Origin of the sequence: Desulfurivibrio alkaliphilus AHT 2, assembly GCF_000092205.1 — a bacterium.
Lineage (GTDB): Bacteria > Desulfobacterota > Desulfobulbia > Desulfobulbales > Desulfurivibrionaceae > Desulfurivibrio > Desulfurivibrio alkaliphilus.
This window is the reverse complement of record NC_014216.1, coordinates 1073856-1091156: the sequence shown is the minus strand read 5'-3', so window position 1 is coordinate 1091156 and position 17301 is coordinate 1073856. Positions and strand designations below refer to the sequence as shown.

Sequence of the window (17301 nt, the reverse complement as noted above, 5' to 3'; positions counted from 1 at the left end):
TTGCAATTGTGGGGATGTTGCCGGCGCACGGCAAATCACGCTAATCTAAACGAATTGCCGTTTCATTTCCAGAAATATTTATAACGTTACGATTTTTTATAGACCAGCTCGGGTGGATTGAGCACCACCTTGGTATCCGGCGGCACCGAATGGGTCAGCCAGATGTTGCCGCCGATCACCGAGCGGGCACCGATCACTGTTTCACCACCCAGTATGGTGGAACCGGCATAAACGGTAACGTCATCTTCCAGGGTGGGGTGGCGTTTGGTATGGCGTTCCAGTTCACCGGCTTCGTCTCGCTTGAAGGCCAGGGCGCCCAGGGTGACCCCCTGGTAGAGCTTGACTCCTTTGCCGATCATCGCGGTCTGGCCGATAACCACCCCGGTGCCGTGGTCGATAAAGAAGCGCTTTCCGATCCTGGCCCCGGGGTGAATGTCGATCCCGGTGATACTGTGGGCGTGCTCGGTCATGATCCGGGGCAGGATCGGCACCTCAAGGCGGTAGAGCTCGTGGGCGATACGGTAGATGGTGATGGCGTGCAGGCCGGGGTAGCTGAAGATGATCTCATCAAAACCGGCGGCGGCCGGATCGCCCTGGTAGGCCGCCTGCACGTCGCTGGCCAGTAAGGCGCGCAAATGGGGCAGACGTTCCAGAAAGAGAAAAGCCTTTTCCTGCCCCGCCTCCTCGCAGTGCTGGCAGATATGGCCATGCCGGGTGCACTCGTGGCGAATGGCGTTGGCGATCTCCTCGGCCAGGCAGTTGAACAGGCCGGAAAGTTCCAGGCCGATACGATATTCAAGGTTGACCCAGTCGATGCCCTGGGTGCCGAAATATCCCGGGAAGATCAATTCCCGGCAGGTCTTGAGAATGGCAATGGCCTGGCTCCGGGAAGGCAGGGGCTCGGCCCCGATGTGCTCGAAACAGGTGCGGGCGTTACAGGTGGCCACCATCTGGCCCACCACCTCCGGCAGGCGGGAGCGGAAATCGGTGGCCAAAGAGGGGTCTTTGCTGGGGCATTGATCGCCGGCCAGGGGCAGGTCTGCTACTTTAGGAGTTTTTTTCTTCATCCTTTTTCCAGCAGGTTTTTGATGGCGGAAATTTCATCCTGGTTGGGAATGAAAACAATCAAGTTGTTGTTCCAGCGGCTCACGTAATGGCGGGTGAGCAGGGTCAGCAGAGCGTTTTTCAGCTGAGCCAGCGTATTGTAATCGTGCAGAAAATATTCGCCATAACTGTTTTCGCTGATAATGGTCGAGGCCAGGGTTTTGTTGCCTTTGACCGGTTCCTTGAAGAAATTCACCACCACCAGGGCCCGGAGAATATTTTCCTGTTCCACCAGGTGCTGGGGGGGGATTTTGGAAAAATCAACCATGGGGAAGGTGTCCAGCATCTTTTCCGCCAGGATCTGAATATCCGCCAGGTCGATGGGGAGAAAGTTTTTGGTTAAGTGCAGTTTGGTGTGGCGGGCCAGCATGCCGTTAACCATCAACCAAGTGACCAGGCGAACCAGGTGATCATCCCGCCGGATGGCCGCGCCCACCTGTTCCCGGATGGTGTTATGGTCAAGATTACCCTGAAAGGCGTAGTAGAAAAAACGCTCCTGGTACTTGGTGATGTGGATGGTAATGTCTTCCATGGTCATGTGGTAGCGGGAGACACTGCGGATATAGTCGATTTTGTTAGGCTTTTTTTCGTAAAAAGTAAACAGTTTGCGCCCCAGGGTGGCAATGTCACGCTCGGAAATGGTCAGCCCCACCTCCGGGTCGATTTCCTTGAAAACCCGGCGCAGTCGCTTGTAGGTTTCGGCCAGATAACCATGTACTCGGGAACCGAAGGCCAGCAGGTCACGATACTGCCAGTAGCGGAAATTGAGGAAATGTTGCCGATTGGCAGGCAGAATGTCCCAGTCCTCCATCTGCTCCATGATGGCCTTGTGATGACTTTTCTGCCCCATCTTGGCGTGTTTTTGAGACTCCACCATTTCCAGGGTCTTGAGAAAAAGGCACTCCCGGATCAGGTCCGCCCACTGCCGTATTGGCCGATTGTTGGCCTGCTGGTAAAAGGCAATGATTTCACGGGCCAGCAGCAAATAAGGGTCGATTTCGCCGGGGTCCAGCATCTCCATCTGGTCGGGAAGTTTTTCCGGATAGGTGACCAGCCTTTTTATTTTGTCGGAGAAAAGGGCCGGTGAGCTTTGCTGGTCTTGGAGCAGCAGTTCCAGGTAGGCAAACTTGATCACCGATTTAAAAGGACTGTCGAGAGCTTTGTTCATCTGCCACAGGCAGGCGCCGAAAATCTCTTCCCGGGGAATAGTGGCCACGCAGCCCAGGTCGACATAGTCGTCGGGGTTGATTTTGTGCTCCCGCACCAAGCGTTTCACCAGGCCGTGATAATGCTTTTCTTCCAGCCCGGGGGGCAAAAACCACCAGAGCAGAGGCTTGCCGGCCACCAGCACATGGGTGCGGAAGAGCTCGTCTTTAAGTAAAATCTTCAAGGAAGTGCCGGCGGATTCTTCCATGGCGGCGGACTCGAAGCTGTTCTCCCGGGTCTGTTCGATGTCCATCAGAAAAAAGTGGGTTTCCACCCCTTTTTTGGCGGTCCAGGCTGCAATGGCGGCACATTTTTCGGCCAGCAGTTCCATGCCCCTGGCTCCCAGTTGGGAGCGGTGAACACTGACCCAGTAATCACAGTCGGACTTTTCCGACTGGGCAATGGTGCCGACGCTGCCGATGGTCATCAGGGAGCGGATGGCGCACAGGTTACCCGGCAGCATTTTTTCTTCACCACGGGGTACCGACTGGCCGGGAAAGAAGCGATGGAAAAGTTCAAAGCTGAAGGCGGTGGCAGGGTTATAATTGCATATTCCGCAAGGGGCTGCCGGTTCGTTGAGATAACCGGGCAAGTCGGGGTGGTTGACATGCAAAAGATAGGGTACCGCCGCGAAGATGATATTGCTTTTGTGGGGGTTTAAAAGTACCGACTTGGCAATACGTTCTTCGTTGTACAGGTGGTACCTGGCTATCTTTTCCTTAAGGCCCATGGAGGTATCTGTTCTGGTTTAAGCAGAATAATATTGACAGGATTCGGGAGCTTGGCAGGCCAGGGTTATTTTAATGGCCTGCGCAGTGGCTTTGACGTCATGCACCCGGATGATGTCGGCGCCCTTCAGGACACAGAGGGCGGAGATCACCGCCGAGGGCAGGTCACGCTCGGTCACCGGTAAATCATCCAGCACCTTGCCGATGAAAGATTTGCGTGAATGGCCGACCAGTATGGGCTGGCCCAAGGTGCGCAGTTCCTGAAGCCGGCGGATAATTTCCAGGTTGTGCGCCACCGTCTTGCCAAAACCTATGCCGGGGTCAATGATCAGCCGTTGTTTGGCGATACCGGCGGCAGCCAGTTCCGCCAGCCGGTTCGCCAGCATGGTCTTGATTTCCGCCACCACGTCCTGGTAATGGGGGTTTAATTGCATGTCGGCCGGGGTTCCCTGCATGTGCATGATAATCACCGGCCAGTCACCCTGGGCGGCCAGAGCCGGCATGGCCGGGTCAAAGCGCAGGGCGCTGATGTCGTTGATGATATCGGCGCCGGCCGCCAAGGCCTCGCTTGCCACCGCGGCCTTGGTGGTATCCACCGAGATGGGGATGGTGGCATGCAGCCGGCGCACGGCCCGGATTGCCGGCAGCACGCGGGATAATTCTTCCTCCGCGGTTACCGCCGGGGCGAAAGGGCGGGTTGATTCGCCGCCGATATCGATGATATCAGCCCCGTCGCGCAACATCTGCTCCGCCTGGCGGCTGATGGCCTCTTCGGTGCTCCACTTGCCGCCGTCGGAAAAAGAGTCCGGGGTAACGTTGAGGATGCCCATCACCCTGGGGCGGTGGTTCTTTCCTTCCCCGGCAAAAGTGGCAACGGGCGGCAACTCGGCAGCCGGGTTCATCACTCTGATGATTCCGGTTTTTGCCGGTTCTCCACTTCCGTGCTGCTGTCAGCGCCGTTCTCGCCGTTCTCGGTAGCTGCGCCGGTTTTAGCGGTTTCAGCGGTTTCAGTTGCTGACTGATCGCCATTTCCCGCCGGCTGATCGCCGGTTGTCGGGGTCTTTTCCGCTTGCTCCGGTTCTGCTGTTGCATTTGGAACCTCGCCTCGTTGCTCGCGGATAATTCGCTCAATATCTTCGAGCATGAGGGTTTCTTTTTCCAGCAACTCCTCCGCTACCTGGTGCAGGGTGGCGATGTTTTCCTCCAGCAGTTCACGAACCTTGTCTTTAGCCTCCATAATCATCCGTCGTACCTCGTTGTCGATCTGGATGGCGGTTGACTCGGAGTAATCACGGTGCTGGGAGATTTCCCGCCCGAGGAAAATCTGCTCTTCCTTCTTGCCGAAGGTCAGCGGCCCCATGGCATCGCTCATCCCCCATTCGCAGACCATCTTGCGGGCCATGGCGGTGGCCCGCTCGATATCGTTGCCCGCCCCGGTGGTAATTTCGTTAAAAACCAGTTCTTCTGCGGTTCTGCCGCCCAGCAGAATGCACAGGTTGTTAAGCAGGTAGCTTCTGGGATAGGTGTATTTTTCTTCCAGGGGCAGTTGCTGGGTCAGCCCCAGGGCCCGCCCCCGGGGGATAATGGTCACCTTGTGCAACGGATCGGTGCCGGGCAGCATCTTGGCCACCAGGGCGTGTCCAGCCTCATGATAGGCGGTGATCTTTTTCTCTGCTTCAGTGATGATCATGCTGCGCCGCTCGGAGCCCATCATCACCTTGTCCTTGGCCTGCTCCAGGTGTTTTTCGGTGATTATCTCGGCGTTTTCCCGGGCCGCCAGCAGGGCCGCTTCGTTGACCATGTTTTCCAGGTCGGCCCCGGAAAAGCCGGGGGTGCCGCGGGCGATCCGGGTCCAGTCGACATTGGTGTCCATCTGGGTCTTTTTGGCGTGCACCTTAAGGATCTGTTCCCGCCCCCGCACATCGGGCGGCGGCACCATCACCTGGCGATCGAAACGGCCCGGTCGCAGCAGGGCCGGGTCCAAAACATCGGGGCGGTTGGTGGCGGCAACGATGATCACCCCTTCGTTGGCCTCAAAGCCGTCCATTTCCACCAGCAACTGGTTCAAGGTCTGTTCCCGCTCGTCATGGCCGCCGCCGAGACCGGCCCCGCGATGCCGACCCACGGCGTCGATTTCGTCGATGAAGATGATACAGGGCGCATTTTTCTTGCCCTGGACGAAAAGATCCCGCACCCGGGAGGCACCCACGCCGACAAACATCTCCACAAAATCAGAGCCGCTGATGGAGAAAAAAGGCACCCCCGCCTCGCCGGCGATGGCCTTGGCCAGCAGGGTTTTGCCGGTGCCGGGAGAGCCCATCAGCAGTACTCCTTTGGGAATGCGGCCGCCCAGGCGGGTAAATTTGCTGGGGTCTTTGAGGAAGTCGATGATCTCTTCCAGCTCCTCCTTGGCCTCGTCGATGCCGGCTACGTCTTCAAAGGTAACTTTACTGGTCTGCTGATCCAGCAAGCGAGCCTTGCTTTTGCCGAAGCTCATGGCCTTGCCGCCGCCCATCTGCATCTGGCGCATGAAGAAAATCCAGACCCCGATCAGCAGCAGAAAGGGAAACCAGGAGATCAACATGGTGAAATACCACGGGGTCTTCGGTTCTTCTTCAACCTTGATGTTGACCCCCTGGCGCCGCAGCAAAGGGATCATCTCCGCGTCATCAGGGGCGACCACCTCAAAGGAACGGCCATCTGGACCCTTGGCTGTGATCTTGTTCCCTTGGATCACCACGTCGTTTATTGTCCCGGCCTCCACGCTGGTCAGGAAGTCGGAGTAGCTCATTTCGCTTACTTGCGGCTGGGGCTGGCTGAAAAGGTTGAACAGCATGATCAGGGTCAGCCCGATGATCAGCCACATGGAAAGATTTTTATAAAATAGATTCAAAAAACTGCCTCCGTTGGTAATCAGAAACCGGGTAAGCGTTCACCAGGGGTACTAACTTACCGCTTAACGGGCTGTCGGGTACAACCTGAGGTGATGCAAACTAAATTAAGACAACAAGGGGGGAAAGTCCAGTACTACCTGAGCCGGACCTGCCCCGCCGCTGATCAGTTGCCTTACATCTTTTGAAAATCCTGGATCGGTTTTACTCCCATGGTTTTCTCCTGCATGGTGCTGATGGCCCGCACCATGGATTCGGCCCCGGCAATGGTGGTAGTGTAGGGCAGGTGGTAGTCCAGGGCCGCCCGGCGAATGGTGTAGGAATCTTCGGTGGTGCGGGTACCCATGGAGATGTTGACGATCCATTGAATTTGATGGTTGTTGACCATGTCCAGCACATGGGGGCGACCTTCGGAAATCTTGTTCACCTGGTTGCATTGCACCCCTTGCTCCGCCAGATGGGTGGCGGTGCCGGGGGTGGCCACCAGGGTAAAGCCCAGCTCGCTGAGTCGTCGGGCGATGGGCACAATGGCCGGCTTGTCCGGGTGCCGCACACTCAGGAAAACGGTGCCGGTCTGGGGGATCTTCTGGCCGGCCGCCAACTGCGACTTGGCAAAGGCCAGCCCCACGCAGTCGTCGATGCCCATGACCTCGCCAGTGGATTTCATCTCCGGCCCCAGAATGGTGTCGACGTTGTCAAAGCGATCAAAGGGGAAAACCGCCTCCTTGACTGCGAAATGCTTGATTTTAACCTCGCTGGTCAGCCCCAGGGAGGCCAGGGTTTCGCCCATCATTACTTTGGTGGCCAGCTTGGCCAGCGGCACCCCGGTGGCTTTGCTGACAAATGGCACGGTCCGTGAGGCCCGGGGGTTTACTTCCAGAACAAACAGGGTGTTGTCCTTGACCGCAAACTGCACGTTCATCAGCCCTTTAACTTTAAGCTCGGCCGCCATGGCCTTGCTGGCGGTCTTGATTTCCTCAAGCATTTCCGGAGCCAGGGTATGGGGCGGCATTACACAGGCCGAGTCGCCGGAATGGATGCCGGCCTCCTCGATATGTTGCATGATGCCGCCGATGATGGTGGTTTCTCCGTCGGAAACGGCGTCCACATCAACTTCGATGGCGTCTTTTAAAAACTTGTCGATCAATATCGGGTGCTCCGGGGAGACATCGACGGCGGTGGCGATATAGTTGTTCAACTCCCGTTCGTTATAAACAATGCGCATGGCCCGACCGCCCAGCACGTAAGAGGGGCGGACCACCACCGGGTAGCCGATATCCCGGGCCACCTTGATGGCCTCTTCGGCTTGGCGGGCCAGGCCGTTGGCCGGTTGGCGCAGGTTGAGTTTCTGCAGAAACTGCTGGAAGCGCTCCCGGTCTTCGGCCCGGTCGATGGAGTCCGGTGAGGTGCCTATAATGGGAACCCCGGCTTTGGCCAGGGGCACGGCCAGGTTTAAAGGGGTTTGGCCGCCGAACTGGACAATCACCCCTTCCGGCTTTTCCTTCTCGATAATGTTGAGCACATCCTCCCGGGTGAGGGGTTCGAAATAAAGCCGGTCGGAGGTGTCGTAATCGGTGGAGACCGTTTCCGGGTTGGAGTTGACCATGATCGACTCCACTCCCAGTTCCCGCAGGGCAAAGGAGGCGTGCACGCAGCAGTAATCAAACTCGATTCCCTGGCCGATGCGGTTGGGGCCGCCGCCTAAGATCATCACTTTGCGCTGGTTGCTTTCCCGGCCTTCGTCCTCGAATTCGTAAGTGGAGTAATAGTAGGGGGTGTAGGCCTCAAACTCGGCGGCACAGGTATCCACCAGCTTGTAGACCGGTTTGCAGTTGAGTTTTTCCCTCAGCTCACGTACGTCATCTTCCGAGGTACCGGTAAGAAAGGCCAGTTGGCGGTCGGAGTAGCCGCTGCGCTTGACCTGTTCCAACAGTTCCCGGGTCAACCCGGTAAAGCCGGCCTGGCGAATTTCCTTTTCCATCTCCAAGATCCCCGCCAAGTGGTGAAGGAACCAGGGGTCGATCATGGTGGTCCGGTGCAGCCGCTCCACCCCCATCCCCCGGCGCAGGGCTTCATAAAGTTGGAAGACGCGCATGGAGCTGGGTTTGCGCAGGGCATTTTCCAGGTCGGTGTCATCCAACTGGCTGAATTTTTCGAATTTGGGGTCGGCCCCGAACCCGCTGCAGCCGATCTCCAGCGACCGCAAGCCCTTTTGCATGGCCTCTTTGAAGGTGCGGCCGATGGCCATGGTTTCCCCCACCGATTTCATGGCGGTGGTCAGCAGGTCGTCGGCTTCGGGGAATTTTTCAAAGGTCCAGCGGGGGATCTTGACCACGCAGTAGTCGATGGCCGGCTCGAAAGAGGCGTAAGTCTCCCGGGTGATATCATTGCGGATTTCATCCAGGGTGTACCCCACCGCCAGTTTGGCGGCGATCTTGGCGATGGGAAAGCCGGTGGCCTTGGAGGCCAGGGCGGAACTGCGGGAGACCCGGGGGTTCATTTCGATCACCATCAGCTCGCCGTCGGCGGGGTTGACGGCAAACTGCACGTTGGAGCCGCCGGTTTCCACCCCGATCTCCCGCATGATAGCCAGCGAGGCGTCGCGCATTAGCTGGTATTCCCGATCGGTAAGGGTCTGGGCCGGGGCCACGGTGATTGAATCGCCGGTGTGGACCCCCATGGGGTCCAGGTTCTCAATGGAACAGATGATCACCACGTTGTCGTTTTTGTCCCGCATCACCTCCAGTTCGTACTCCTTCCAGCCCAGCAGGCTTTTTTCCAGCATTACCTCGCTGTTGATGGAAAGATCCAGACCGTGTTCGCAGATATCCTCAAGTTCCTGCTGGTTGTAGGCGATGCCGCCGCCGGTGCCGCCCAGGGTGAAGCTGGGACGGACAATAACCGGAAATCCGATCTCTACCGCCGCCGTCTTGGCTTCGGCAATGGTGTGAATGATCACGCTTTCTGGCACCTTGAGGCCGATCTTGCGCATGGCTTCACGGAAAGAGTCTCGCCCTTCGGCCTTGCGGATTACATCGATGCGGGCGGCCAGCAGTTCCACCCCGTATTTTTCCAGCACCCCCATCTCCGCCACCCGGATGGCGGTGTTCAAGCCGGTCTGGCCGCCCAGGGTGGGCAGCAGGGCGTCGGGCCGTTCCCGTTCAATAACCTTGGCTACGAACTCCGGGGTGATGGGTTCGATGTAAGTAGCGTCGGCGATCTCCGGGTCGGTCATGATGGTGGCCGGGTTGGAGTTGATCAGCACCACCTGGTAACCCTCTTCCTTCAGGGCTTTGACCGCTTGGGTGCCGGAGTAGTCAAACTCGCAGGCCTGGCTGATGATAATGGGGCCGGAGCCGATGATCAGAATTTTTTTGATGTCGGTGCGTTTGGGCATGGTGATCGATTATCCTTCGTTCTGGCATTAAGTCGCGGGGCGAATGTCTTGCCGCCGCCGGCCGGTTGGCCGGCGGCGGTGGGTCACAAGAGCGGATCAGCTCATCATCTGTACGAAACGTTCAAACAGGTAGACGGCATCGCGGGGGCCGGGGGCGTTTTCCGGGTGGTACTGGACGGAAAAGGCCGGCATTTTCCGGTGGCGGATGCCCTCCACCGAGTTGTCGTTGAGGTTGATGTGGGTCAGTTCCACCTCATTTTCGTCCAGGCTGGCCATGTCCACGCAGAAGCCGTGGTTTTGTGAGGTGATCTCCACCTTGCCGGTAAGCAAATCTTTGACCGGTTGGTTGATGCCGCGGTGGCCGAATTTTAACTTATAGGTGCGGCCGCCGTAGGCCAGGCTGAGCAACTGGTTACCCAGGCAAATGCCAAAAATCGGTTTCTTGCCAAGCAGTTCCCGGATGGTGTCGGTTACTCCGGCAATGCCGGCCGGATCCCCGGGACCGTTGGAGAGGAAAATGCCGTCGGGTTCCATGGCCAGAATGGTGTCGGCGTCGGTTTGACACGGCACCACCTGCACCTGGCAACCGTGGGCGGCCAGCAGCCGCAACTGGTTGTACTTGAGGCCGTAGTCAATGGCTACAACTTTATATCGGCCGGGATCGGCACCGGCAAATCCGGTACCCGCCACCGGACCTTTGCTGGTCCAGACGTAAGGTTCCCGGCAGGTAACCTCCCGGGCCAGATCCCGACCAACCAGACCGGGCGCCGCTTTGGCCTTGGCCACCAGCGAGGCATGATCCAGGTCTTCGGTGGAGACCACCCCTTTCATGGCTCCGGCCTGGCGAATATGACGGGTCAGGGCCCGGGTGTCCACCCCTTCAACCCCCAAAACGCCATATTTCTGCAGCAACTCCGCCAGGCTGCCCTGGGAACGGAAGTTGCTGGGGAAGGGGCAGTACTCGCGAACGATGAAGGCCTCCACCTGCACCCGCTCCGACTCCATGTCCTCTTCATTGAAGCCGTAGTTGCCGATCAGGGGGTAGGTCATGGTGACGATCTGACCTTTGTAGGAAGGGTCGCTCAGTAACTCCTGGTAGCCGCTCATGCCGGTGTTAAACACGATTTCCCCGGTGGTTTCCCCGGGGCCGGTAAAGGAGACTCCTTCAAAAACTGTTCCATCTTCAAGGGCGATACATGCTTTCATCTGCCGTCTGTCCTCTTGGTTTGCTGGTTGGCTGTCAGGAATAAAGTTCATTTTTTATCAATTTCGCCTGCTGGCGGGCCGCCCCCCGCAGGGTCACGGCGATATCGCGGGCCTTGTCGGCGGCGCGGTGGTATTCGGCCGGTCGGGTGTGAAAGGCCATGATGCGCTGGCAGATTCCTTCGTCGTCACGGACCAGGAAGCCGCCGCCGCCGCTGATTAATAAGTCGGCATCCTCCCGGAAGTCGTCCATGTAAGGACCAAAAAGTACCGGTTTGCCAAGGGACGCCGCCTCCAGCAGATTGTGGCCGCCTTTGCGAACCAGGCTGCCGCCGCAGAAAACATAGTCGGCTGTCTCGTATAATGCGGCCAATTCACCCATGCGGTCCACCAGGATGACCATGCTCCGTTTGTTTTGGTGGCCGGTATGTTGTCTGCTCGGGTAATCATCCGATGATTCGTTGTTTTCAGTGTTTTTCAAGCGATCACTGTAACGCCAGTAAGTAAGGGCCCGTTGCTGAAAAGCGTGTTCCAGTTCCGGCAGCCGCCGCAGGTGGCGCGGGGCGATAATCAGCACCAGGCCGGGCAGGTTGCGCTTTAACCGCTGCCAGGCGGCCAGCATCAGTTCCTCTTCTCCGGTGTGGGTGCTGCCGGCCACCAGGACAGGCTGATCCGGGTGCAGGCCCAGCCGTCTCCGCAGCTGTTCCGTTTGTCGCCTGTTTTCGTCAAGCTCCTTAGCCGGCTTGAGCTCCGTCGGCTTTAAATCATACTTGGCATTGCCGCTCAGCCGGATGCGCTCGGGGGCGGCTCCCAGGTTGCGAAACCGTTCCACGTCGTCCTCGCCGATGGCGGCAATGGCCCGAAATCGGCCGACGGTGCGGCCGATCAGCAGTGAGGCCGGCCACTTGCGGTAGCGGCGGAAAGACTTTTCCGACAGCCGGGCATTGATCAGCAAAGGACCGGCCCCGCGCCGCTCTGCCTGGCGAATGATTTCCGGCCACAACTCGGTTTCCAGGCAGATATAAAGATCGGGAGCAACCCTGCGCATGGCCAGCGAGCAGACGCCAGCCAAGTCCAGGGGAGCGAAGATCGAGGTAACCGTCGCCGGCATGGTCGTGCTGCAGAGCTGGTGGCCGTGCCGGGTCAGGGTCGACACCCAGATTTCGGCCTCCGGTATCTGCCGTTCAAGCTCTTGAATCAATGCCCGGGCCACTTGCACTTCCCCTACTGAGGCAGCGTGGAGCCACAGGCGTTTGGTTTTCGAGGGCGGCAGAGGGGTGCGGGGATAAAACCCCAGGCGTTGTCGCCACTCCTTGGTACTGCCCCCCAGCGAATAAATGACAAAAAGTGGTAAGATAACCAGAAAACATGCCCAGGCAGTGATCTGGTATATAATATTAACCAAGTTAATGACAGCCTTTTGCAAAAATTTCCGCCCGGGTGTTGCGCGTAGGCGGTCAGGTGTTTGAATGACGCCGATTAACGAACTGATTTATGGTTTTTTTATCGGCTGGCCAGGATTTTGTTCCGGGCTTGGCAAAATTGGACAATTAAACCTGTATTTTTGCCTTTCGTCAATCTCTTTGGAGGGTGTGGGTAAGAGATTTTTTTATGGTTTACTTGAAAACATCCAGGGCGTTTTTAATCAGTGCCCGGCGCTCCTTGTCGGCCGGCGCGGTTGCCGGCAAGGGCTGCGCGTCTGGGGCGGGGCTGTGCAAAAGGCGGCCAATGGCGGGAAGGCTGGCCAGGGGGACAGGCGGCGGTGCTAAAAGAAAATCTTTGCCGCCCTGGCGGCGAATGGCCTGAAAAAAGGCAGGATGCAGGCAGAGCGGGGTGCAAAGAGCCACCTGCGGGGAAAAAGCTGGTTCTGCATGCGCCCAGATGCCGCGAGCCAAACGTTCGGCCAGGCTTTCCAGAACTCCCCGGCAGATGGCGGCAGGTGTCGCCCCGGCCAGGGTGTAGCTCATGGCGCTGCGGCAAAGCAGTCGGTGGTCGAACGCCGGCTGGTCATCTTCCCGGGTCATTTCCAGTTGCGGGCTGCGCCCCGGAGTTGCCCGGGCGGCCAGATCGAGAAAGTGTTGCGGCGCTGAGTGGTCCGGTCCGGCCTGCTGGCCACAAAGCAGCAGCAGCAGAGAGCAAAGATCGCCGAGGGCGGCGACCTGTAAGGGCTGGTCAAGCTCCTGAAGAGCCTGCCAGCGGTCGGGATAACGGTGGGCAAAGTTGGTGATAAGGCGTTGCGCCTGGGGGTCAAGTTCGGCGATCTGGGCGATAATGCCGGCGGCGGTAAGAGGTTGGCCGGCGGTTGGCGCCGGGATAATGATCTCCTGCTCGCCCCGGCCATCCGTCGCCAGCAGGGCTACCCCGGCGGCCGGCAAGGCCAGGGAGATTCCAAATACTCGCCCCCCAACCGCCTCTGAAGGGGTGGTGGCCAGAAAGCCTGCAAAGGCCTGGTGGTGCCGGGCGGGAAAGCCGGGCTGGTCGTCGGTAGCCGGTTGCCGTTGAGCTAGCAGTGCCACGGCATCGTTGAGCGTTGCGTCGTTGCCGGTTGCCGGCGAAATAGAGGAGCAAGGGGAGGTGGTGGCACAATAGCCGTTCTGCTCGGCCCGCCGGTTGTGGCCGGGGGGGCGGTTGAGCCGCACCAGCAGCGGCATGATGGCTCGATGGCCGGTGAGCAGCCAGCATTCTCCATGTTCGGTGTGGATCAACGCTCTTGGTTGTTTTTGCTGCTGTGGAGCGAGAAAAAGCAGCGAGACTGAAAGTTCCTGCAGGTGGCGGCCCAGATACCAGAGGCAAAGATCATCGGCCAGGCCCACCGGCAAAGGGGTGTCCGGCAGCCGGTGCTTTTCCCGCGTGAGGTCACTGGGATGCAGCATTACCAGGGGTTTTTCCCAGGCGGCCAACAGCAACAGTTGGTCATCGCCGCACAGCCAGTGATCCGGCAATGATTGCGGGTCGGTTACCTGCACCTGCAATTGGTGCCGGCCGGCCGGTGGTTGCAGAGAAGCCGTGGTGCTGCCGGCGGAGGTGATGATCGTTAATTGCCGCCCTTGGGCCAGCAGGTCGGCGGCCTTAGCCAACAGCGCATGTTGCTGCCGGGGGTCGGGCCGGTCGTGGTCGGCGGTTGGGCAAGACTGCACTTCCAGGGTGCCGGGCGGAGTAAACACCAGTTGCTGGTTGGCAGAGTCGACCGCAAGGCAGATGCGGCAACGATGGTTAAACTCGGCCCGGCCGGCCAGAAAATGCTCTTCGGCCAGCCGCAGGCAACGGGGGCAGGGTGGCAGGGCGACTTTGGTTGTGCCGGGAGCAAGTGGGTTTTCCGGTGGCTGCCCTACAAGATTGCCAAGGTCGGGTCCGCTTTCCTGGTCGGCCGGCAGGATGCCGCTTTGGCTGAGAAAGATGGAGAGCGGAATCTCCTGCCCCAGGGTTTCGGCCAACTCCGCCAGTTCTTTTTCATTACCCGTGGCCAGCAGGTTGGTTTCACCATGATTTCGGGCCAGTTCCACGGCGTGCTCTGATTCCGCCTGGGCACGAGCCAGAAAGTCGTACAGCACGCTGTTAAGGCAACGGGTACGAAAGAAAAAACGAATCCTATGACCCACAAGCGACTCCCCGGCAGCAGTGGCGAGCAATTTCGGCAATGGAAGCATGGGCGCGCCTGGTTGCCGTAAAACCCCACCGGTCCACGATCTCCAAGGCTTTTTGTTCCATGGTCACGGCCGCTTGTTGTGCTTCAGGGCTTAGCTCAAAGGTGGTCTTGCTGATTATTTTAGGTACCGCCGCCAGCACGGTGATGTGCGGCAGGTCTCCGGCCAGGCGCATCATGGCCAGGGTCTGCTGCATTTCCACCTCATGGGCGCTGCCCCGGCCTTTCAGCGGCGCGGGCAGTTGTTGGTAATCGAAACAGAAAACCTCACCAGGGGCTGCGTTGTCGGCGGTGATGCTGTCCAGCAGCAGCACCTGGCGGTGATTGGTCAGCAGAGGGATCAGGTGTGGTCCCAGGGTGCCGCCGTCGACAATGGCCGGTGGTAAACCGGCGCCTGGTTCTGCAGCTATTAAATGATAGTTGGACTTCAGCAGCGAGGCCAGGTGCACCCCCAGCCCCTCGTCGCCGAAGAGGACGTTGCCCACGCCCAGTATCAGGGGTTGCGCTGACTCTAAAGTTTGCAAAACGGTCAGGATTTAGGAGGAATTTTTTTAAAACTGTAGCCGCTGAACATGGGCTCGGCGCAACTGCCGGGTGACCTGTGGGCTGTCCAGTAAACCATATATAAATGGATGGGGACAAAAATAATCAGCACCCACATGATAATATAATGAAGGTTGCTGACCCCGGCCAGACCGCCCAGCCAGACGGTCAGCGGCCCCAGCAGGGTGCCCAGCACCCCGCCTAGACCGCCCTGGTAGTTGGCGGCATGCAGGATCATTCCGGTCATTATTTGGAGTAGCAGTAACACCATCAGCGTCATGTACCCCACATGCTGCAGCGGCCCGTAGGCCCCCTGGCGATCATAGGGACCCAGGAGCAGGTAATATTTTAATTGCTGTTTCCAGGCGGTGAGGCTGAAGGTGTCCCGGAAGGAGTCCCGCTCGTAACGCCGGCTGTGTTCATCGAAAAAGAAGAGAAAGATGCGCATAATCGTAACAAAGGCCAGGGCAAAGCCGAAGACCACATGCCAGAAACGGACCAGGGCGTTCTGGAAATTGACCGGCTCCAAGGCCGGACTGGGGGTAAGGAAGGGTTTGGCCAGGTAGAAACCGGTGGCAACCAGGCCAAAGATCAACAGCGCCCGCAGCCAGTGTAATCCGCGGATCTCGGCGGAAAAACGGTAGAATTTGGCAAAAAATTCGCGTTCGGTAATCATTTGCCGGACCTCCATAAGCAGTAATCTGCGGTTGACGGCGGTGATTGAATAACCCGGCTCGTAACCGATCACAGGGTACAGGGTACCCCGCCGTAACAACAACTCCAAGCAGTAAGCGATCGTGGGTTTCTCGGCGATCGCTTACTTCGCCTCCACCCGGTAGTTGGCCAGCTCGTTACCCCTATAATCCATGACGTGCACGGCGCAGGCCAGGCAGGGGTCGAAAGAGTGGATGGTGCGGATGATCTCCAGCGGCTGGCTGGGATCGGCCAGTCTGGTGCCGATCAGGGCCGCTTCGTAAGGTCCGTGCTGGCTGGCGCTGTCCATGGGGCTGGCATTCCAGGTGGTGGGCACCACGCACTGGTAATTTTCGATCACCCCGTTTTTGATTTTCACCCAGTGCCCCAGCATGCCCCGGGGCACATCGTTCAAGGCCCGGCCCTGGTACTCGCGGTTTTTGTCGATCACATAAGGGGCGCAGGTTTCCTGGTCCACCTTGAGGTTTTCCACCAGGTTCAGCAGGGTGGTTTTGCCGTGATCGGCAATCAGTTTGGTCTGCAGCATGCGGCCGGCGGTGCGGCCTAAAGTGCTGAACAGGGCGGGGACCGGTACCCCGGTTTCAGCTAGGAAGTTGTCCACCACCGCGCGCACCTTTTCGTTGCCGCGGGCGTAACCCACCAGCATTTGCGCCAGGGGGCCGACCTCCATCACCCGGTCATCGTAACGGGGGGCCTTGACCCAGGTGTATTTACCTTTTTCATCGATGATTTTAGCCCGTCCTTGAAGGGTGTCGCCGTCGCGGAAACCGGTGTAGTTAGGGTCGGTGACCCCGTTGTAGGGGTGGCGGCTCTGGTCGTCGTGGTACCAGGCGTGGGTGGCTTCCTCGGTGATTTTTTCTTCATCAACGTCATGAGCCCGGCCAAGGTCGCCGTCCAGAACCATGCCACGATCAAACAACCACTCGTTGCGGCTGATTTGAAAATCCCGGGCGGCGATGAAATTCTGCACACCGCTGCCCTTAAGGACACTATCTTCACCAATATAGGCTTCGGCGGCCATCTTGACATCGGCGTAGTAGGCCCGGTTCATAAAATCGGAGACCTCTTCGAACTTGGTCAGGTATTCACCCAGGCGGTTGGGGTTGAGCAGATCCATAACACAAGTAACTCCGCCCACCACCAGCGATTGTGGATGGGGTTGTTTGCCGCCGAAAATGGCCAGCATTTGGGCGGCGTTGCGTTGCACTTCCAGGGCCTTGAGGTAGTGGGAAAGCACGATCAAATTCTGCTCGGGGGTGAAGTGGTAGGTCTTGTGCCCCCAGTAGGCATTGGCAAAGGGCCCCAGGTGGCCTTCTGCCACAAAGCCTTTGAGCCGGGCCTGAACCGCCGTCAGTTCGTCGGCGCCGGTGGCGATGGGAATATCGGCGTATTTGAAGGCCAGGTCGGAAGCTTTGCGGGGGTCGGCCTCCAGCGCCCGGGTGATGTCGCACCAGTCCAGGCCGTGCAGGTGGTAAAAATGGACGATATGGTCATGGAGAAACAGAGCCTGGCTCATCAGGGTGCGGGTGAGGATGGCGTTGTAGGGCGGGGTGATCCCCAGCGCGTTTTCCACCGCCTCGATACCCACCCGGTAATGGGAATAGGTGCAGACTCCGCAGATGCGCTGGGTAATCAGGCCGGCATCGCGGGGGTCCCGGCCCTTGAGGATCAGCTCGATTCCCCGCCACAGAGTGCTGCTGGCGTAGGCATCCTGGATGACATTGTTGTCATCTACCACAACTTCCATTCGCAGGTGTCCTTCGATGCGGGTAATGGGGTCCACCACGATGCGTTTGGCTGCCATAAGCGGTTCTCCTTCAAGGGTTTGCGGTAAAGACCATCAATCAGGCGTACTTGGTTCAGGGGTGCCTG

The 17301-nt window shown here is 58.6% G+C and carries 11 protein-coding genes; all 11 read right to left on the bottom strand.

All coding sequences use genetic code 11. From position 1 onward, the window contains the following. Positions 1 to 86: 86 nt before the first annotated feature. Positions 87 to 1067, bottom strand: coding sequence for a serine O-acetyltransferase EpsC (gene epsC, locus DAAHT2_RS04625; RefSeq protein WP_013163139.1), 981 nt, complete (start codon positions 1065 to 1067; stop codon positions 87 to 89). Then, positions 1064 to 3040 (bottom strand): class I adenylate cyclase, encoded by a 1977-nt coding sequence (locus DAAHT2_RS04620; protein WP_013163138.1) that lies wholly within the window; start codon positions 3038 to 3040, stop codon positions 1064 to 1066. The genes epsC and DAAHT2_RS04620 overlap by 4 nt, the downstream gene beginning before the upstream one ends. An 18-nt stretch (positions 3041 to 3058) precedes the next feature. Beyond that, entirely contained in the window at positions 3059 to 3940 is an 882-nt protein-coding gene (gene folP / locus DAAHT2_RS04615) for a dihydropteroate synthase (RefSeq protein ID WP_013163137.1), read from the bottom strand. After that, positions 3940 to 5931, bottom strand: a complete 1992-nt coding sequence (gene ftsH / locus DAAHT2_RS04610; protein WP_013163136.1) for an ATP-dependent zinc metalloprotease FtsH — start codon at positions 5929 to 5931, stop codon at positions 3940 to 3942. The genes folP and ftsH overlap by 1 nt, the downstream gene beginning before the upstream one ends. A 173-nt stretch (positions 5932 to 6104) precedes the next feature. Next, positions 6105 to 9326: a carbamoyl-phosphate synthase large subunit gene (gene carB / locus DAAHT2_RS04605; RefSeq protein WP_013163135.1), complete on the bottom strand. Its 3222-nt coding sequence runs from the start codon at positions 9324 to 9326 to the stop codon at positions 6105 to 6107. A 96-nt stretch (positions 9327 to 9422) separates the two neighbouring features. After that, entirely contained in the window at positions 9423 to 10532 is a 1110-nt protein-coding gene (gene carA, locus DAAHT2_RS04600) for a glutamine-hydrolyzing carbamoyl-phosphate synthase small subunit (RefSeq protein WP_013163134.1), read from the bottom strand. A 34-nt stretch (positions 10533 to 10566) separates the two neighbouring features. Then, positions 10567 to 11934 (bottom strand): 3-deoxy-D-manno-octulosonic acid transferase, encoded by a 1368-nt coding sequence (locus tag DAAHT2_RS04595; protein ID WP_157861413.1) that lies wholly within the window; start codon positions 11932 to 11934, stop codon positions 10567 to 10569. A 211-nt stretch (positions 11935 to 12145) separates the two neighbouring features. After that, complete coding sequence (locus DAAHT2_RS04590) at positions 12146 to 14128, bottom strand: hypothetical protein (protein ID WP_013163132.1); 1983 nt, start codon at positions 14126 to 14128, stop codon at positions 12146 to 12148. After that, a complete protein-coding gene (locus DAAHT2_RS04585; RefSeq protein WP_049824361.1) occupies positions 14118 to 14657 on the bottom strand; it encodes a hydrogenase maturation protease in 540 nt (179 codons plus the stop codon). Before DAAHT2_RS04585 ends, DAAHT2_RS04590 begins: the two co-directional genes overlap by 11 nt. A 44-nt stretch (positions 14658 to 14701) precedes the next feature. Continuing rightward, positions 14702 to 15391 carry a Ni/Fe-hydrogenase, b-type cytochrome subunit gene (gene cybH, locus DAAHT2_RS04580; protein WP_013163130.1) on the bottom strand — a complete coding sequence of 230 codons (690 nt, stop codon included), beginning with the start codon at positions 15389 to 15391 and terminating at the stop codon, positions 14702 to 14704. Positions 15392 to 15532: 141 nt separating this feature from the next. Beyond that, entirely contained in the window at positions 15533 to 17233 is a 1701-nt protein-coding gene (locus DAAHT2_RS04575; protein WP_013163129.1) for a nickel-dependent hydrogenase large subunit, read from the bottom strand. Positions 17234 to 17301 lie beyond the last annotated feature (68 nt).